16 protein-coding genes are annotated in these 18,809 nt (G+C 63.2%); 7 read left to right on the plus strand and 9 right to left on the minus strand.

Annotated features, from left to right (window positions below):
* The first annotated feature begins 12 nt into the window (after window positions 1-12).
* Window positions 13-324, plus strand: coding sequence for a DUF1272 domain-containing protein (locus CQ13_RS02200; RefSeq protein ID WP_057841348.1), 312 nt, complete (start codon window positions 13-15; stop codon window positions 322-324).
* 131 nt (window positions 325-455) lie between these two features.
* Here CQ13_RS02200 and fahA read toward each other — a convergent pair whose 3' ends face one another.
* From fahA to CQ13_RS02225, 5 genes are all read right to left on the minus strand, one after another.
* Window positions 456-1,727 (minus strand): fumarylacetoacetase, encoded by a 1,272-nt coding sequence (gene fahA, locus CQ13_RS02205; RefSeq protein WP_057841349.1) that lies wholly within the window; start codon window positions 1,725-1,727, stop codon window positions 456-458.
* Between the two features lie 72 nt (window positions 1,728-1,799).
* The gene (gene hmgA / locus CQ13_RS02210) at window positions 1,800-3,146 is read right to left on the minus strand and encodes a homogentisate 1,2-dioxygenase (RefSeq protein ID WP_057841350.1); all 1,347 of its coding nucleotides are present in this window, start codon (window positions 3,144-3,146) and stop codon (window positions 1,800-1,802) included.
* A 3-nt stretch (window positions 3,147-3,149) separates the two neighbouring features.
* Entirely contained in the window at window positions 3,150-4,106 is a 957-nt protein-coding gene (locus CQ13_RS02215) for an MBL fold metallo-hydrolase (protein WP_057841351.1), read from the minus strand.
* A gap of 36 nt (window positions 4,107-4,142) precedes the next feature.
* Window positions 4,143-4,364, minus strand: coding sequence for a DUF2783 domain-containing protein (locus tag CQ13_RS02220; RefSeq protein ID WP_057841352.1), 222 nt, complete (start codon window positions 4,362-4,364; stop codon window positions 4,143-4,145).
* 9 nt (window positions 4,365-4,373) lie between these two features.
* A complete protein-coding gene (locus CQ13_RS02225; RefSeq protein ID WP_057841353.1) occupies window positions 4,374-5,987 on the minus strand; it encodes an FAD-dependent oxidoreductase in 1,614 nt (537 codons plus the stop codon).
* Between the two features lie 179 nt (window positions 5,988-6,166).
* On the opposite strand from CQ13_RS02225, the gene CQ13_RS02230 reads away from it, so the two are divergent.
* The gene (locus tag CQ13_RS02230) at window positions 6,167-6,694 is read left to right on the plus strand and encodes a MarR family winged helix-turn-helix transcriptional regulator (RefSeq protein WP_057841354.1); all 528 of its coding nucleotides are present in this window, start codon (window positions 6,167-6,169) and stop codon (window positions 6,692-6,694) included.
* Between the two features lie 24 nt (window positions 6,695-6,718).
* On the opposite strand, the gene CQ13_RS02235 is transcribed toward CQ13_RS02230, so the two are convergent.
* Genes CQ13_RS02235 through CQ13_RS02245 form a run of 3 tightly spaced genes read right to left on the minus strand, consistent with a single transcriptional unit; the run spans window position 6,719 to window position 8,773 of the window.
* On the minus strand, window positions 6,719-7,063 hold the full coding sequence (locus CQ13_RS02235) for a RidA family protein (RefSeq protein ID WP_057841355.1): 345 nt from the start codon (window positions 7,061-7,063) through the stop codon (window positions 6,719-6,721).
* A 12-nt stretch (window positions 7,064-7,075) separates the two neighbouring features.
* Window positions 7,076-7,954, minus strand: a complete 879-nt coding sequence (locus tag CQ13_RS02240; protein WP_156433441.1) for an NAD(P)-dependent oxidoreductase — start codon at window positions 7,952-7,954, stop codon at window positions 7,076-7,078.
* Window positions 7,955-7,966: 12 nt separating this feature from the next.
* A complete protein-coding gene (locus CQ13_RS02245) occupies window positions 7,967-8,773 on the minus strand; it encodes an N-acyl homoserine lactonase family protein (RefSeq protein WP_057841357.1) in 807 nt (268 codons plus the stop codon).
* 462 nt (window positions 8,774-9,235) lie between these two features.
* Here CQ13_RS02245 and CQ13_RS02250 point away from each other — a divergent pair, with 462 nt between their 5' ends.
* The 4 genes from CQ13_RS02250 (at window position 9,236) to CQ13_RS02265 (ending at window position 15,754) form a co-directional block, all read left to right on the plus strand.
* On the plus strand, window positions 9,236-10,711 hold the full coding sequence (locus tag CQ13_RS02250) for a caspase family protein (protein WP_057841358.1): 1,476 nt from the start codon (window positions 9,236-9,238) through the stop codon (window positions 10,709-10,711).
* A 148-nt stretch (window positions 10,712-10,859) separates the two neighbouring features.
* Window positions 10,860-11,537 (plus strand): OmpA family protein, encoded by a 678-nt coding sequence (locus tag CQ13_RS02255; protein ID WP_057841359.1) that lies wholly within the window; start codon window positions 10,860-10,862, stop codon window positions 11,535-11,537.
* A 144-nt stretch (window positions 11,538-11,681) separates the two neighbouring features.
* Window positions 11,682-12,605 (plus strand): efflux RND transporter periplasmic adaptor subunit, encoded by a 924-nt coding sequence (locus CQ13_RS02260; protein ID WP_057841360.1) that lies wholly within the window; start codon window positions 11,682-11,684, stop codon window positions 12,603-12,605.
* Entirely contained in the window at window positions 12,605-15,754 is a 3,150-nt protein-coding gene (locus tag CQ13_RS02265) for an efflux RND transporter permease subunit (RefSeq protein ID WP_057841361.1), read from the plus strand. The genes CQ13_RS02260 and CQ13_RS02265 overlap by 1 nt, the downstream gene beginning before the upstream one ends.
* A 52-nt stretch (window positions 15,755-15,806) precedes the next feature.
* Here the strand turns inward: CQ13_RS02265 and CQ13_RS02270 are convergent, their stop codons facing one another.
* Window positions 15,807-16,481 carry a Crp/Fnr family transcriptional regulator gene (locus CQ13_RS02270; protein ID WP_057841362.1) on the minus strand — a complete coding sequence of 225 codons (675 nt, stop codon included), beginning with the start codon at window positions 16,479-16,481 and terminating at the stop codon, window positions 15,807-15,809.
* A 217-nt stretch (window positions 16,482-16,698) separates the two neighbouring features.
* On the opposite strand from CQ13_RS02270, the gene CQ13_RS02275 reads away from it, so the two are divergent.
* Window positions 16,699-18,735 carry an AsmA family protein gene (locus CQ13_RS02275; RefSeq protein ID WP_057841363.1) on the plus strand — a complete coding sequence of 679 codons (2,037 nt, stop codon included), beginning with the start codon at window positions 16,699-16,701 and terminating at the stop codon, window positions 18,733-18,735.
* Window positions 18,736-18,809: the final 74 nt, after the last annotated feature.

Raw genomic sequence — 18,809 nt, forward strand, 5'->3', positions numbered from 1 at the left:
ACGAGACCCCGCATGGCGCTGCAACTCCGACCAAACTGCGAATATTGCGACAAGGACCTGCCACCGAATGCGATGGACGCGCGGATCTGTTCCTACGAATGCACGTTCTGCGCGGATTGCGTCGAGACCAAGCTGCATAACGTTTGCCCGAACTGCGGCGGCGGTTTTGAGCGGCGGCCGATCCGGCCCGCGATCGAGCGACGGCCGGGCGTGTGCGTCGTCAAGCACCCGCCGTCGGACAAGCGAGTGCATTTGAAGTACAGCCTTGAGGATATTGCCGCGCACTGTGCGCGGCTGCGGGATATACCGTCACAGGAGCGCTGAACTATCCGCGTCATTGCGAAGTTGAGTAGGGTGGGCAAAGCGAAGCGTGCCCACCATTAGATCCGCATCGGGATAGATGGTGGGCACGGCCCTACGCACCTTTGCCCCAACCTACGGCCTCACAATGACGGCTACCCCACCGCCAAAATCGTCCCCTCAACTTCGCCAAAGCCGACGCGGTAGCCGTCGCCCTGGCACCAGCCGCGCATCACGAGCGAATCGCCATCCTCCAGGAACGAGCGCTTCACGCCCTCGGCCAGCTCGACCGGCTCGGTGCCGTTCCAGCTTATCTCCAACAGGCTGCCGCGCTGGTCCTTCTCCGGACCGGAGATGGTGCCGCTCCCCAAGATATCGCCGACATTCATGGCGCAGCCTGAAGACGCATGGTGCACGAGCTGCTGCACCGACGACCAGTACATGTATTTGAAATTGGTGCGGCTGATATTTTTCGGCGCGTTCATCGGCGCGGCGCGCAAGTCCACCTCCAGCGCCATGTCGTAGTTGTTCGGCTGCGTCTGCTGCAAGTACGGCAGCGGCTTCGGATCCTGCACAGGGCCGTTGAGGCGGAACGGCTCCAGCGCCTCGCGCGTCACCACCCACGGGCTGATCGAGGTCGCGAACACCTTGGCCTGGAACGGACCGAGTGGGACATATTCCCACTGCTGGATGTCGCGCGCGCTCCAGTCGTTGAGGATCACGAAGCCGAAGATCATTTCCTCGGCCTGCTTCTCGGTGAGCATTTCGCCCATCACCGATGGCTGGCCGACCACCAGGCCCATCTCCAGCTCAAAATCGAGCCGCTTGCAGGGGCCGAAACTCGGCATGTCGGCCGTCGGCGGCTTCAATTGGCCGCGCGGCCGGCGCACCGGCGTGCCGCTGACAACAACCGTGGAGGCGCGGCCGTTATAGCCGATCGGCATGTGCAGCCAGTTCGGCTGTAGCGCATTGTCCTTGCCGCGGAACATCACGCCGACATTGGTGGCGTGCTCCTTGGACGAATAGAAATCGGTGTAGCCGGAGACCGCGAACGGCATGTGCAGCTTCACGTCCGCCATCGGCACCAGCGCGCGCTTGCGCAAGGCTTCGTTGTCGCGGAGCTCAGGATGATCGTGCCGCAAAAGCTCGCTGATCCGCGCCCGCGTGCTCGACCAGACCTTCGGCCCCAGCGCCATGAACGCATTGAGCTGCGGCGCGGCGAACACCGCCGGCTCGACGAGATCGAAGCGGCAGTCCTGCGCGAGCTGCCAGAGATCGAGCACGTAATCGCCGATCGCGACACCGATGCGTGGGGCGAGCCCGTCCTTGGCGGAGAACACGCCGTAAGGGAGATTCTGGATCGGGAAATGGGAAGTGGGCGCGACGTCGATGAAGGAGCGGAGTTTGGGATCGTTGGGGTGGGGCATGGTTTTCCCGTGAGACGCAGAGGGTACTTTTGTCACTCTCCCCTGGAGGAGCCCTTCCAGGGGAGGGTAAGATCACGGCTTGTTCGGATCGAACCGCTTCTCAAGTCCCTTCCAGCAATCGGCGTAGTCATCCTGCAGCGTCGCCGACGTCGCCGCGTGCTCGGTCACCCGCTGCGGGAAACGCGTCTCGAACATGAAGGCCATGGTGCCGGTCAGCTTTACCGGCTTCAGCTCGCCATTGCTGGCGTGATCGAAGGCTTCGCGGTCGGGACCGTGCGGCAGCATCATGTTGTGCAGCGAGATGCCGCCGGGCACAAAACCCTGCGGCTTGGCGTCGTAGACGCCGTAGATCAGCCCCATGAACTCCGACATGATGTTCATATGATACCAGGGCGGGCGGAAGGTGTTTTCGGCGACCGCCCAGCGCTCCGGGAAGATGACGAAGTCGATATTCGCGGTGCCTGCGGTCTCCGACGGCGAGGTCAGCACCGTAAAGATCGAGGGGTCGGGGTGGTCGAAGCCGATGGCGCCGACCGGCGAGAACGTGCGCAGATCGTATTTGTAGGGCGCGTAGTTGCCGTGCCAGGCCACCACGTCGATCGGCGAATGCGGCAGCGTCGCCTTGAACAGCGAGCCGCCCCATTTCACGTAGAGCTCCGTTGGCGTGTCCTTGTCCTCATAGCTAGCGACCGGCGTGAGGAAGTCGCGCGAATTGGCGAGGCAGTTGGCGCCGATCGGCCCGCGCTCCGGCAGCGTGAAGGCGCCGCCGTAATTCTCGCAGAGATAGCCGCGCGCAGGTCCATTCGGAATCTCCACCCGGAATTTCACGCCGCGCGGGATCACTGCGATCTCGCCCGGCTCGATGTCGATGCGGCCGAACTCGGTGACGAGGCGCAGGTTGCCCTGCTGGGCCACGAACATCATCTCGCCGTCGGCATTATAGAAATGCTGATCGATCATCGACTTGGTGATGAGATAGACGTGCGCGGCCATGCCGGCCTGCGTATTGGCGTCGCCCGCCGTCGTCATGGTCTGCACGCCCTGCAGGAACGTCTTGTCTTCCTTCGGGATCGGCGCCGGATCCCAGCGCAGTTGCGCGATCGGCAAATCATACTCATGGCACGGCGCGGTGCGCCACAGCCCGGCATCAACTTTCGCAAAACGGCCCGAATGTTTCACCGACGGGCGGATGCGATAGAGCCAGGAGCGCTCATTGCTGCCGCGTGGCGCGGTGAACGGCGAGCCGGAGAGCTGTTCGGCGTAGAGCCCGTAGGCGCAGCGCTGCGGCGAATTGCGGCCCATCGGCAGCGCACCGGGCAAGGCTTCGGTTTCAAAACTGTTGCCGAAACCGGACATATAACCCGGCGTCAGTTGTGCGCTGCTGCGAACGATCTGATCAGGCGAGGTGTTGATATTCATGGTCTATCCTCCTCCTTGCAGGGCGGCCCACATTTCCTGGTCGCGCTTGTCGGTCCAGATCACGGGATCGTCTATTCCCGAAGCCTCGTCGAACGCGCGTGAGACGTTGAACGGCAGGCAGTGCTCGTAAATGGCGAAGCTGGAAAATTTTGGATCCATCACCTCGCGCGTCGCGGCAAAGGTCTCTTTCAGCGTGCGGCCCTTGGCAACCGAGCTTTCCGCGGCGCCATAGAGCGTTGTGACGAAGTCGCGCGTCATCGCGATCGCGTCGCGCCCGGTTGAAAGTCCCTTCAGCGCGTCGCCGCGGCCCGGCGCGATCGCCTTCGGATTGAAGGCGCGAATTTCATTCAGCGTCATCGGCCATTCACGCAAATGCGCATCGCCGCAATAGCAGGCCGAGTGATATTCGATGAGGTCGCCGGAAAACATCACCTCGGCATCCGGCACCCAGGCCACGATATCGCCCGACGTATGCCCGGCGCCGAGCTGCATCAGCCGCACCTCGCGCTTACCTAGAAAGATCGACATCTCGCCTTCAAATGTCAGCGTCGGCCAGGTCAACCCGGGAATGCTCTGCGCATCCTGGAACAGCCGGGGAAAGCGGCCGTACTCAGAATCCCAATCCTGCTGGCCGCGCTCCTCGATCAGCCGGTAGGTTTCGGCCGACGACACGATGCCCTGCGCCTTGTAGGCGGAGGCGCCGAGCACGCGGACGGCGTGATAGTGCGACAGCACGACATATTTGATTGGCTTGTCGGTGACGGTGCGCACCCGCTCGATCACTTTGTTGGCCATCGCCGGCGTCGACTGGGCGTCGAACACAAGGCAGCCGTCGTCGCCAACGATGATCGCGGAGTTCGGATCGCCCTCGGCGGTGAAGGCGTAGAGATCAGTGCCTATCTCGGAGAAGGTGACCTTCTTCTCCGCCAGATCGGTGGTAGACGCGAAACCTTTAGCCATCAATTCGATTCCTGACTTCGTTTAAGGGACGAATTACTATTGCTGTTGCTGCTGCTGGCTCGCATCGAGCATCCGCCGAGCGGCGAGCGCGATCGCCTCCTTCAGCACATCGAGGTCGCCGATGTGATTGGCGAGGATGAGAACCAGTGCCGCATCAAGATCGGCGCTTTGCTCGTCGTTCAGTCCACGATGCGCCTCGACGATGGCGCGGAACGCGTCATCAGGCTTGGCAAAGTTCGAACTGGTCGATAGCGCCATGACGAAACCTCAGTTGTGGCCGGCGGCACGCGCGAGCGCGGCGTCGAGTGCCGCCCGGGTCGGACGCCGAAAGCGCGCCGCGATGTAGCCATCGGGACGCAGCAAATAGGCCGTGCCGGGCTCGGCGTTGTAGCGACTGGCGGCAAGACCTGCAGAATCGGCAAGGCCACCGTTGCCGCCGACCCGGATATTGCCCAATCGTTCCGGCAGCTCCGGCGCAGCACCATTGCTAAACTCCAGCAGCGTGAACCCCGTTCCCGCCCGGATGAAAGCATCGGTGAGATACATCGGTTCGCCGCTCCGGCCTGCAACGGGCGCATCCGGCATCGAGGCGCCGGGACGCGGGCCGCCGCGCCAGGAATCGCTATCGGCGGTCGAAAGCGGCGTTTCGTAGATCGACGGTGTCGAGAGACGCCCCGCATTCACCATCCGCTTGCCGAACTCGGTTTCCCTGGCGAGCGACAGCACTGCCTTGCGCAACCGCGCCTCCTGGTGCGAGTTGGGCGCCATGAAATCGGTCGAGCGGGTGGATTCACGGATATTCTCGTCGGCCGCGGCGCTGCGCTCGATGTGGTAGCTCTCGAGCAGCGCCTCGGGCGAGATACCCCGCAGCACGCGATCGAGTTTCCACGCCAGATTCTCGGCGTCCTCGAGCCCGGAATTGGCGCCACGCGCGCCGAACGGCGAGACCTGATGCGCGGCATCGCCGGCAAAGATCACCCGGCCATGAATGAACTTGTTCATCCGCCGGCACTGGAATTTGTACAGTGATATCCATTCGAAATCGAACTTGTCGTGACCGAGCATGCGGGCGATGCGTGGCCGCACGTTCTCCGGCAGCTTTTCAACGGCCGGATCGGCGAAGCGATTAAGCTGCAGGTCGATCCGCCAAATGTCGTCCGGCTGCTTGTGCAGGAGCGCGGAGCGCCCGGCGTGGAACGGCGGATCGAACCAGAACCAGCGCTCGGTTGGAAATGCCGCGGTCATCTTAACGTCGGCGATCAGGAACTGGTCTTCGAACACCTGGCCCGCAAACTCCGCCCCCACCATTTGCCGCAGCGAGGATCGGGCGCCGTCGCAGGCGACCACGTATTGCGCCGCCAGCCGATAGGGGCCGTCCGGCGTCTGGATCGTCAGCACCACATGGTCGTTGTGCGGCTCGAGCCCGGTCACCTTGTTGCGCCAGCGCAGGTCGATCTCGGGGAGTTCCTCGACACGATCGACCAGATAGGCTTCCGCGTAGAATTGCTGCAGGTTGATGAAGGCTGGCCGCTTGTGACCCTCCTCGGGCAGCAAATTGAACTGGTAGAGCTGGGAGTCGCCGTGAAAGATCTTGCCGACGCTCCACACCACGCCCTTGTCGACCATGCGCTGGCCGATGCCAAGCCGGTCCCAGAATTCGAGCGAGCGTTTGGAGAAGCAGATCGCCCGCGAGCCCTCGCCGATCCGGTCAGCGTCGTCGAGCAGCACGACCGCTTGCCCGCGCTGCGCCAGATCGATCGCCAGCGACAGCCCAACTGGACCAGCGCCCACAACGACGATCGGATGCTCGGCCACGTTCGCGCCTGCCCGATCCTGGTCGGAGTGGCGACGATAGCCGAATTGGGTTTTAGTCAGCGCCATGCGGGTCAACCCTAGAGATCTTGTTCTGACGCGTTTTCTTGACGCGAACCGGTATCCACTTCGCTCGAAAACGCTGGCTAGCGGCCTGCAACCCTGCTAATTAGTCTCACGTGCAACTATCTTAAACCCCTGGCCGGGTCCGGCGTCAACTCAAATCGAGGCGATTCTTGCCAAAAGCGATGTCAGGCGAAATGGCGGCCGGTTCGCGGGAAGAAAGCGCGCCGAAAAGGGCCGCACGACTGGACCTCTTCAAGTTCGTGCCGTTCCGGCTCAACCGGCTGGCGGCGGAAGTCAGCTCCGCACTCTCGGCCGAATATGCGGCGCGCTATGGGCTCGATATTCCGGAATGGCGCGTGCTGGCGACGCTCGGCTTCCGCCACGATGCCTGCAGCGCGCAATACATCGCCCACTGCACCCGCACCCACAAATCCACCATCAGCCGCGCGGTCACCTCGCTGATGAAGCGGCAGATCGTCGAGCGTGTCGAGAACGAGGACGACCGCCGCGAATTCCGCCTGCGTCTGACGCACAAGGGCGAAGCGCTCTACGAGGAATTGATCCCGCGGCTGCTGCGCAGGGAACAGGAGATTCTCTCCTGTCTGTCCGCGCAGGAGCGCAAGGATTTCGCGCGGCTGCTGGGGAAGATCGAGGCGAGCCTCGACCTGGTGCAAACTAGCGAAGAGGCTGACGCGAAGGAAGCTTACTGACCGGCTTGAGCGCTGTGCCGAGGCTCACTTCACGGCCGTCACCACGATCTCCACGATATGAGGCGGCTCGAGATCGACGCCGATGCAGGCGCGCATTGGCGGATTTTTGGTATCGACCCATTCGTCCCAGGCGCGGTTCATCTCGCCCTTCCGATTGATATCGGTGATGTAGACGATAGCCGAGAGAATCTTGCTCTTGTCCGTGCCGCACAGCGCGAGACTTTCGTCGATCCGGGCGAGTGCCTTTACACTCTGCTCGTACATCGACGGGGTAACGGGGTCGGGCGCGACAGCCACCGTGAACACCAGATCGTCGTGCGCGACGGCGCGGCTGCGGGTTGGTGTAAGCCCGGCAAAGCGTTGAATCATGATTATCTCCGATTAGCGGCCAATATGTTTCGCGATGACCGGGAAATAATTATCGCCCGATCCGGCATCGATCGCCTCCTGCAGAATCGTTCTGACCAGCTCCGCACCGCGGATTTTCAATCCCGCATCGGCTGCGAGCTCCAGCGCATAGGAAAGATCCTTCAGCGCATATTCGGTCGAGAACGCGCGCTCCGGAAAATTGCCCGGCACGATCGCCTTCATGCCGTGATTGCGTAGCGCAAAGCTGTCGGCCGAACCCTTGGAGAGCGTGTCGAGCAACAGCTTTGGGTCGACGCCATTCTGCTTCGCGACAGCGACCGCCTCGGCGAGCGCGTTGACGGTTTCGAACAGCACCATGTTGTTGAGAATCTTCGTCACCTGCCCCGAGCCGACGTCGCCGCAATGGGTGACATCAGTGGCAAAGCAACCGATCAGTGGCTCGATCTCGGTGTAAAGCGCGGGCGTCGCGCCAACCATCACGCTCAGCGTGCCGTCCTGCGCCGCCTGGCGCGTACGCGCGATCGGCGCGTCGGCCCAGGACGCATCCTTGGCCTGCAGCAGCTTGGCAAACTCCCGGGTTTGGCCGACTGACGACGTGCCGAGATCGACGACGATTTGGCCGCTGCGGATGTTCTTCAGGATGCCGTCGCCCTCGAACACCGCACGCACATGTTTGGCGCTGGGCAGGCAGAGGAACAGCCAATCGCTTTGCCTGACGACGTCGGCGACGGAGCCAGCGGCCTTCGCGCCCTCGGCCTGCAGCCGCGCCAGCGGCTCGGCCGCAACATCGAACGCGATCATGCGCTTACCGCTCTTCTTCACGAGATTGCGGCAGATCGGCTCGCCCATCACGCCGAGGCCGATGAAGCCGATCGTGTTGTACGCTGGCATCATAACAGTCCGCTATTTCGTGAAAGAACGCGACGGTGCTAGGTGCAGCGCGAATGCGTCGACCTTATCGCTGGCGCGCGGGTAGATCTCGCTCACGATCGGATCGTGACCGGGAATGAAGCGGTCGGGATGGCCGGCCAGGCGCTCGACGATTTCCCAGCCCTGCGCCATGTCGCCGACATTGTAGACGATCGGAAACGGGCTGCGCTTGTGCAAATTGGCGTAGTAGTGCGAAGCGTCCGACGCCAGCACCACCGGCCCCCGCGCAGTTTCGACGCGCACGACCTGCAGGCCATCGGAATGGCCGCCGACGCGATGCACCGTCACGCCGGGGGCGATCTCGCCGTCGCCGGAATGGAAAGTGACGCGCTCGCCATAGACGTGGCGCACCATGGTGGTGACGTGCTCGACCGAAAACGGATGCCGCAACATGCCGTTGCACATGCAGCGCCCGGTCGCGTAGCTCATCTCGCGGTCCTGCAGATGAAACCGCGCGTTCGGGAAGCGATCGAGGTTGCCGGCGTGATCGTAGTGCAGATGGGTGACGATCACGTCTCGAATTGTATCGGCGGCAACGCCGAAATCCGCCAGTGCGTCGACCGGATTGAGCGTGAGTTTGCGCGAACGCGCTTTTGCCTCCTCGGCATTGAAGCCGGTGTCGACCAGGATGTCGCGGCCGCTCCCTCGGATCAGCCAGACGAAGTAATCCAGGTCCTGCGCCGTGGTGTCGTGCGGATCGGGGATCAGAAAATTCAAATGAGGAGTGCGGGGCGACATCGTCGCATAGCGCAGGGCATAGATCTCGTAGGCGTTTCCCATCGGTGTCACTTTTCTTTGTGCTGAACTTTTCTTTGCTGAACTTGGCCGGTACCGGCAGCAAGCCATTGTCATCTGCGAAGGTCAAACGCGGTGCGCGAATGACGACCGCGTGGCATTGCAGAGCACTATGTGAGAGGGGTCACATTTCCATGGTGGTCGTAACCCGCGGGTGACCCGGGTATGACCGTCACATTCGGAAGCAGCCGGGTATCACGAAAGGATGGTCGAGCAGATCGGGAACCGGTTGCACAGACCCAGTCCGCGCGCGGAGGTGTTGCCGCCCGTCAACATTGTTTATTCCCTTCACCCACGCGGTGCGGTCGCGGTTAATTGTCGCAATTAGTGACGAGATCGCAAGCGGTTGACGTGCTGTGCGCGCGGTTTGATAATGCAGAGTGCGTAGAGTAAGGTCGCCGCGGCGCAAGCTGGTATCGGCGCCATTTTGGCTGGATTGCCGTCAATATGAAAACCCGCCTTGTATTGCTCCTATCCCTGATTTTTGCGGTCGCGTCGGTAGCCCCGTCGCTCGCAGCCGGCGAACGTTATGCGCTGGTGATCGGCAACGCGAAATATCCGGACGCCGAGGCGCCCCTGAAGGAACCGATCAATGATGCCCGCGACATCGCCGAAGAGCTCAAGCGCGACGGCTTCAATGTCGATATCGGCGAGAACCTGACCGGCGAGCAGATGCGCCGCGCCTTCGAGCGGCTGTACGGCAAAATCAAGCCCGGCTCGGTCGCCCTGATATTCTTTTCGGGCTTTGGCGTGCAGTCGAGCCGCCAGAGCTACATGATCCCCGTCGATGCGCAGATCTGGACCGAGGCCGACGTTCGCCGCGACGGTTTCAGCCTCGAAACCGTGCTGGGGGAGATCAACAGCCGCGGCGCGGGCGTCAAGATCGCGCTGATCGACGCCAGCAGGCGCAATCCGTTCGAGCGCCGGTTCCGCAGCTTTTCCGCTGGCCTTGCCCCTGTTATCGCACCGAACGGCACGCTGGTGATGTATTCGGCCGCGCTCTCGTCGGTCGTTTCCGACAATGGCAGCGACCGCAGCCTGTTTGTGAAAGAGCTGCTGAAGGAAATCCGCACCCCCGATTTGATGGCGGAAGAAACGCTGAACCGCACCCGCGTCGGCGTCACCCGTGCCTCGCGCCAGGAGCAGGTGCCGTGGATATCGTCGTCGCTGGCCGAGGATTTCTCCTTTATTCCCAGCGGCGGTCCGCGGCCGGCGAGCCCGCCGCCAGCTCCGGTGGCCGCAGCGCCAACGACCGCCGCGCCTGCACCCGCCCCTGCTTCCGCACCTGCCGCGCCCCAGGTGGCCACGCCTGCTCCGCCACCACCTCCTCCGGCGCCCCCGAAGCCGGCGGTTGAAACCGCGATTCCTCCGCCTCCGCCGCCGGCCAAGCCAGCCGAGAGCCCCAGCCCGACTGCGGTTGCGCTGGCCGACGACCCGACCATCAAGAACCTGACCACCAGGCTCAACGACAATCCGGACGATGCCGCCGCGCTGTACCGGCGCGGACAGGTCTATGCGAGCAAGGGCGCCTACGAGCTCGCCATCAAGGACTTCAACAATTCGCTGCGGCTGAATCCGAAGGATGTGGAAGCTTACAACAACCGCTGCTGGGCCCGCACGGTGATCGGGGATCTGCAGGCGGCACTGAAGGATTGCAACGAGGCGTTGCGGCTGCGGCCGAATTTCGTCGACGCGCTCGACAGCCGCGGCCTCGTTAACCTGAAAAGCGGCCTAAACAAGAATGCAATTGCTGATTTCGACGCCGCCCTCAAGATCAACCCGCGATTGACGTCGTCGCTGTACGGCCGCGGTCTTGCCAAGAAGCGCAACGGCTCGATTTCGGAAGGCGATCTCGATATTAACAATGCGAAGGCGATGGACCCCAATATCGTCAAGGAATTCGCCGATTACGGGGTGCAGTGACGATTTTTTAGGTATGAAGGCTGGCGGCGCCTCGAACCCTGCGGCGGGCGCCCAGACTAAAGTAAAGCAGCCGGCCGCAAACCAAGGTGCGGCAGCTCATTTGGATGACCTTAGAACCGCGTGGGAAGCCCGCAGGAGGGGACTGGGAATGGCAAATTTCTCAACAACGAAGGCTCTTACCGCAATCGTTTCGGTTGCGGCGCTCGGCGCCGCAATCGGCTTAAGTGTGGGAACTGCCCTCGCGCAGGAGAGGAACGTCACTGAAGATCAGATCGTCCGCGCGCTGGCGCCGGAGAAGAAGCCGCTCACCCGCGGCCTTTCGGTCGGCCCGCACCAAACCGTCGATCCGACCGCTGCCGCTGCCGAAAGCAAATTCGTCCAGAAGATCCGCGGCCGCTCCACGCGGTCGCTCTCGACCGCCGAGCGCGAGGAAATCGCCGCCATCGTCAAGGACAAGCCGAAGATCGATCTGGAAATCAATTTCGACTACAACTCGGCCGACATCAGCGCGAAGTCGCTGCCGTCGGTTCAGGCGCTCGGCCGCGCGCTCACCAACAATGATCTGAGGGGCTCGACCTTCGTGGTCGCGGGCCACACCGACGCGGCCGGCGGCGAAGCCTACAACCAGGATCTGTCCGAGCGCCGCGCCGACGCGATCAAGCGCTATCTCGTCGACAAATACGGCATCAACGGCACTGATCTCGTCACCGTCGGATATGGCAAGAGCAAGCTCAAGGATCCGAGCCAGCCGATGGCGGAAGTGAACCGCCGCGTCCAAGTCGTGAACATGGAAAACAAGGCCACGGCGTCGAACGCATCCAAGTAAGGGCGTGGCGCCGAGCAATAGTTTCCGGCTACAATACGTCCCGCAGCACAAATGCGGGACGTATTCGTTTTGGGCGAGATCGCAGGCCTTCGGCCAGCCAATGCGCCCTGTTTGATTTGACTTCCAGTCTGGATTGATCCGGCAATGAAATTCTCCGAATACTTCAAACCCGCGCTCGGGGTGACCTTCGTTGCCGTTGTGGCCGTCGGCTATTACTGGTTCGAGCACCGTCCGCGCGCGGAAGAAAAGGAAACGCCGGGCCAGGCGCTGGTGATCGTGACCAAATCCACCAATGCCTGTTTCTCCGACATGGTGCGCGTCACCGGTTTTATCGTGCCGCGGCGCGAGGCCCAGATCGGCGTCGATCAGGAGGGCTCCAGGGTCACTGACCTGTTCGTCAAGGAAGGCGATACGGTTACCGAAAATCAGGAGATGGCGCGCCTCACCCCGCCGCCACAACAGCCGGGAGCCCCGGGAGGCCGGTCTGGACCGATATTGCTTCGCGCCCCCGCTGCCGGTCTCGTCACCGAAGTGAGGACTGCGGTCGGCGCGCCGGCTTCGCCGCAGGCCGGCCCGATGTTCCGTGTCTCCGTGAACAATGAAATCGAGCTCGAAGCCGAAGTGCCGAGCGTTCATCTGCTCAAGCTCAATCCTGGTGCGACGGTACGCATCAGCCGTGACGATGCGCCCGATGTCGTCGGCAAGGTCCGGCAGATCTCGCCGCAGATCGACCGCACTACCCAACTCGGCAAGGTCCGGATTTCGCTGAACAACAATCCCTCGCTCAAGGTCGGCATGTTTGCCCGCGCCAATATCGATGCCAAGCGCTCCTGCGGCGTAGCCGTCCCGCGCACCGCCATCGACCGCCTGACCCTGCAGGTGGTAAAGGGCAACACCATCGAGACGCGAAAGGTGCGGGTCGGCCTGACCTCCGAAACCTCAACTGAAATTCTTGAAGGCCTCGACGTCGGCGAAACCGTCGTGGCCGATGCTGGCACCTCGCTGCATGACGGCGACCAGGTCAAGACCATGTTCGCCGATGAACTCGAGCGCACGCGGGCACGCTAATGGCTTTGAACATCTCGGCTTGGTCGATCCGGAACCCGCTTCCTTCGGTCGTCTTTTCAATCATTCTCCTGGTGCTCGGCTGGGTCAGCTTCACCAAGCTCGCGGTGACGCGGCTGCCGAGCGCCGACATCCCCGTGATCTCGGTCGCTGTCGCGCAATTCGGCGCTGCTCCCGCCGAACTGGAAGCACAGGTCACCAAGACCATCGAGGACGGCGTATCCGGCGTGGAAGGCGTTCGGCATATTTCGTCCTCAATCACCGACGGCCTATCGGTGACGACGATCCAGTTCGCGCTCGAGACCAACACCGATCGCGCGCTGAACGACGTCAAGGATGCCGTCACCCGTGTACGCGCCAACCTGCCGCAGAACGTCAACGAGCCGCTGATCCAGCGCGTCGACGTGATCGGCCTGCCGATCGTCACCTATGCCGCGATCTCGCCCGGCAAGACGCCGGAACAGCTTTCCTATTTTGTCGACGACGTCGTCAAGCGTGCGCTGCAGGGCGTCCGCGGCGTTGCGCAGGTCGAGCGCATCGGCGGTGTCGAGCGCGAAATTCTCGTTTCGCTCGATCCCGACCGGCTGCAGGCGGCGGGGCTCACCGCCGTTAATGTCAGCCAGATCCTTCGCGGAACCAATGTCGACCTCGCCGGCGGCCGTGCCGAAATCGGCAAGAACGACCAGGCGATCCGCACGCTGGCAGGCGCCAAGACGCTGAACGATCTCGCCGGCACGATGATCCCGCTGTTCGGCGGCGGCGAAGTCCGGCTCGACGACCTCGGCACCGTCACCGACACCATTGCCGATCGCCGGACCTTTGCCCGCTTCAACGGCGAACCGGTGGTGGCGCTCGGCATCAAGCGCTCCAAGGGCGCCAGCGACGTCGTGGTGGCGGAGGCCGTGCAGAAGCGCATCGATGCGCTGAAGGTCGCCTATCCCGACGTCGACCTAAAGCTGATCGACACCTCGGTCAACTTCACCAAGGGCAACTACGATGCGGCGATCTCGACCTTGTTCGAAGGCGCGATCCTCGCGGTGATCGTCGTGCTGCTGTTCCTGCGCGATATCAGAGCCACCATTATCGCCGCGATCTCACTGCCGTTGTCGATATTCCCGGCGTTCTGGGCGATGGACCTGCTTGGCTTCTCGCTGAACCTCGTCTCCTTCCTCGCCATTACGCTGTCCACGGGCATTCTGGTCGACGACGCCATCGTCGAAATCGAGAACATCGTGCGCCACATGCGCATGGGCAAGTCGCCCTATCGCGCGGCGCTCGAAGCCGCCGATGAAATCGGTCTCGCGGTGATCGCGATTTCGCTGACCATCATTGCGATCTTTGCTCCCGCCAGCTTCATGTCCGGTATCGCGGGACAGTTCTTCAAGCAGTTCGGCATCACCGTGTCGGTGCAGGTGTTCTTCTCGCTGCTCGCCGCGCGCTTCGTCACGCCGGTGCTCGCCGCTTACTTCCTGAAGGATCACCCGCACGAAGACCCCCCGCCCGGACGCATCCTGCAGACCTACTCCAAACTCGTGACCTGGTCGGTGAAGCACTACTTCATCACGGTGCTGATCGGCTTCGGCGTCTTCGCCGCTTCGATCTGGAGCATCACGCTGCTGCCGCAAGGCTTCCTGCCTGCGCAGGACACCGCGCGCTCGCTGCTGGCAATGGAATTGCCGCCCGGCTCGCAGCTTGCCTACACCGAAAAGGTCACTGAAGAAATCGTCGCCCGGCTGCGCAAGCGCCCCGAGGTGAAGAGCATCTTCGTCGACGGCGGGCGCGTGCCGCCGGGAACGCAGGAAGTCCGCCGCGCCGCGCTGATCATCAACTATACGCCGAAGGCCGATCGCAACATCACCCAGCGGCAGCTCGAACTCGAGATCGGCCAGGAGTTGGAAAACGTTCCCGATATCCGCTTCTGGTTTCTTGACGAGAACGGCCTGCGCGCGATTTCTCTTGTCGTGACCGGCACCGACAGCAACATTGTCAACAACGTCGCCAGCGAGCTGGCGACGCAGATGAAGCGGATCCCGATCATCGCCAACGTGATCTCGGAAACCGCGCTTGACCGGCCCGAGCTTCGCATCCGTCCGCGGGCCGAACTGGCGGCACGTCTTGGCGTTTCGACGGAGAGCCTGTCGCAGACGATTCGTGTAGCCACCATTGGCGACGTCGGTCCGGCATTGGCAAAATTCGACGCTGGCGACCGTCAGGTGCCGATCCGGGTCCAGCTCGAGGACAGTGCGCGCAGCGACCTGCAGATGCTGCAGCAATTGCGGGTGCCGCTCGGCCAGCGCGGCGAACGCGGCGGCGTGCCGCTATCTGTCGTCGCCGACATCCAGCTCGATCAGGGCCCGACCAGCATCAACCGTTACGACCGCGAACGACAGGCGACCGTCGCCGCCGACCTCGTCGGCACCGCGGCGCTCGGCGACGCCACCAAGTTGATCTACGACCTTCCGGTCATGAAAAGCCTGCCGAAGGGCGTGAAGGTCAGCCCGTCGGGCGACGCCGAGAGCCTCAACGAATTGTCAGAAGGCTTTGCGACTGCGATCACTGCCGGCCTGATGATGGTTTATGCGGTGCTGGTGCTGTTGTTCGGCACCTTCCTGCAGCCGATCACGATCCTGTTCTCGCTGCCGCTCTCGATCGGCGGCGCGATCGCCGCATTGCTGCTGACCGGCAAGCAGCTCACAACGCCGGTGTGGATCGGCATCCTGATGCTGATGGGCATCGTCACCAAGAACGCCATCATGCTGGTCGATTTCGCCACTACGGCGATCCGCGAGGGCAAGAAGCGCGAAGACGCCATGATCGATGCCGGCATGAAGCGCGCGCGCCCGATCGTGATGACGACGATTGCGATGGCGGCGGGCATGATGCCGTCAGCGCTGGCGTTCGGCGCCGGCGGCGAATTCCGCTCGCCGATGGCGCTCGCGGTGATCGGCGGCCTGATCTTCTCCACCATCCTGTCGCTGGTGTTCGTGCCGGCGATGTTCATGGTGATGGACGATGTCGGCGCCCTGTGCTGGCGCCTCGGCAAGAAGCTGATCGTCTCCAGCGCGGAGACGGAGGATGCCAGCCACGGACCGGACCACAAGGAGCCGCCGGCCAAGGGCCCGCCGCCAGCGATGTCGCCTGCGGCGGAGTGAGGAGCAGTCCTGGCCGATCCAAGCGATTCCCGCTACCTATTGACCCCGCGGTCTACTCGTTCCTCGCCACCGCCGTCAGCTTGGTCATGTTCTGCAGCAAAATCCGCCCGCGCTGCAGGTCCAAGATGCCGTCCTTGCGCCAGAGCTGCAGTTGCCGGTTGACGCTTTCACGGGCGGCGCCGACGAAGACGCCGAGTTGCTCCTGCGAGATGTGCACTTCGGAACCGAAATCCGAAGCGAGCGCACAGAGCCTCCGCGCCAGCCGAACCGGCAGCGGCTGCAGCACCGATTCTTCCATCCGCTCGCTCTGCCAGCGGATGCGCTGGCACAACAGCGTGATGATCTTGATCGCGACCTTGGGCTCGCGCTCCAGGAAGGCGAGGAAATCCTCGCGCCGCAGCACGAACAGTTCCGACGGCTCGCCGGCGGTGGCGTCCGCGGTGCGGCTCTGGCCGTCGAGCACGGCGACTTCGCCGAAGAGATCGCCGGAGCCCATGAAATTCAACGTCAAGCGGCTGCCGTCGGAGGCGCCGGTTTCGATCCGGATCTGGCCGCGGCGGACGCCGTACAGGGCATCGCCGGGATCGCCCTTCTGGAACAACATTTCGCCGACGCCGAGCTGCTGGGTGTGGCAAAGGCCGGAGATGCGCTGCAATTCGTCGGCGCCCAAATCCGCAAACATCGGGTTCATTTTCAAAATGACCGCAAATTCGGCCTGTTTAGTCATTGTATCGCCTTCCAGATCGGCTCCACCGCCCCCGAACGCCGTTAGCAGGATTCCCCTGCCCACGAGTGTGTCATAAGTCACATAACTTTGCAGTACCCCCGGATTATTTTTGGCTGCTTTGGGCGCTATCCCTTTCCGGGATAAGCTCGCCCGACCGGTTGCGACGGCGTGTCGAGCCACCGAAATAAGAGCCGTTTGCGCGGTCTGGAATGTCGATATGAGAGCACTGAAAATTGCCGGCGCCATCATTGCCGCCGTGATCGTCGTCATCGCGCTGCTGCTGGTGACCGGCATCCCCTCGGGCTACTTGAAGGCCGAGATCCAGGAGAGGATCGAGCGCGAGACCGGCTACAAGCTCGCCATCAATGGCGGCGCCAAGATCGGCCTGTGGCCGCAGCTCAATATCCGGCTGAACGATGTCACGCTGCAGGATCCCAGGGATCGGGACATCAACCATCGTTTCACGGCTTCGAGCATCGAGGCGGACGTGACGCTGGCGAGCCTGTGGGCCGGCCGGCCGCAGATCACCGAACTCGTCATCATTCGCCCGGTGGTGAATTTGCCCCTGAGGCGCGAGCGCGTGAGGGAGGCCAATCCTCCCTCGAAGCCCGCCGGCGGCAAGGCGACAGACGCCTTTTCGATCGAGCATGTCAGCGTCACCGGCGGCACCATCGTGTTCTCCAATTTGCGCGACCGCGTCGAGAACAGGATCGAGACCGTCAACGCCGACATCACGATTGATGCCGACCGCAAGGTTACGCTGACCGGCAGCGCGCGCAGCGGCGGCCATTCGCTGAAATTCGAGGCCAAGGCGGCGCTGCCTGCGGCCCCGGTCGAACGGCAGAATATTCCGGCCGAGATCAAGATCGACGCGCCAGGCCTGTTGCACGCGCAGCTCATGGCCAAGGCCGAAGCCCGGCTCAACGGCTCGGTCGTGATGATCAACGGCGTCACCGGCGCCCTCGGCGACGGCGCGTTCAACGGCTGGGCCTCGGTCGATCTGTCGAGCAAGCCGCTCGTGAAGCTCGACCTCGATTTCCAGAAGCTCACGGTCGCGATGTCGCGCAGCACCGATTCTTCCTCGGCGCAGTCCTGGAGCAACGCGACGATCGACGTCAACGGGCTCAACTACGTCGACCTGCAGGCGCGGATTTCCGCGGCCGAACTCAAGATCGGCGACGCGCGCTTCACCCCCGCCGCGATCGACGCCACGCTCGCAAGCGGCGTCCTGAAGGCACAGGTTTCCAATGTTGGCGCCTATGACGGCAACGCCAATGGCGACCTGACCGTCGATGTCTCCACCGCCAATCCCGCCTACACGATACGGGCCGACCTCACCGGCGTACGCGCGCTGCCGCTGCTGGATGGCCTTGCCGATTTCGACAGGATCGACGGCAGGATGCAGGCGAAGATCAGCGTGCGCTCCTCCGGCACCAGCCAGCGCGCGATCATGTCGAACATCGCGGGCACCGCCTTCGTCGTGTTCCGGGACGGCGCCATCAAGGGGCTCAACGTCGCACAGATGATCCGCTCGCTTACTGCGAGCACCTTGTCCGGGTGGCAGGCGAGCGATGAGAAGGCGACGGATCTTTCGCAATTGTCGGCGTCGTTCAAAATCGACAAGGGGCAGGCGCAGACCACGGATCTCAACCTCGTCGGCCCGCTGGTGAAGATGACCGGCGTCGGCACCATTGATCTCGGCACCAAGCAGATCGGCTTCCGTGTCGAGCCGAAACTGGTGATGACCACCGAAGGCCAGGGCCGCGTCAGCGATCCGGTCGGGCTCGGCATTCCCGTGATGATCGAGGGACCGTGGGGGAGCCCGCGGATCTATCCGGAGATGCAGGGCATTCTCGACAATCCGGAGGGGGCCTATGCCAAGCTGAGGGAAATGGGCAAGGGCCTGTTCGGCGCGAACGGCGGCGGGCTGGGCGCTGCGATCGGCAACCTGCTCGGCGGCGGACAACAGGGTGCGGCCGGACAAGGCACTGCGCCCGGCAGCGGCCAGACGGGCGGCCAGCTTGGTGAGACCATCGGCAATCTCATTCAGGGCTTGGGTGGATTGGGCCAGAATCAGCCGCAAGGCGGCGCGCGCCCGGGCGGTCAGCGGAGCCTGACGCCGACTTCGCCAGCCGAGGCGCCAACGCAAGCCGCGCCGGCCGAGCCGGCGCCTCCAGCAGCGCCGAGCGACACAACCACGCAGCAGGACAGCCAGCCGATGAACGAGGTGTTGCGGCAGTTGTTCAATCGCTGAGGTTGATACTCCCTCGCCCGGCGCTTCGCGCCGACCTCTCCCCGCGAAGAGCGGGGCGAGGTTAAGCGGGGGCC

The sequence above is a fragment of the Bradyrhizobium retamae genome (assembly GCF_001440415.1).
GTDB lineage: Bacteria > Pseudomonadota > Alphaproteobacteria > Rhizobiales > Xanthobacteraceae > Bradyrhizobium > Bradyrhizobium retamae.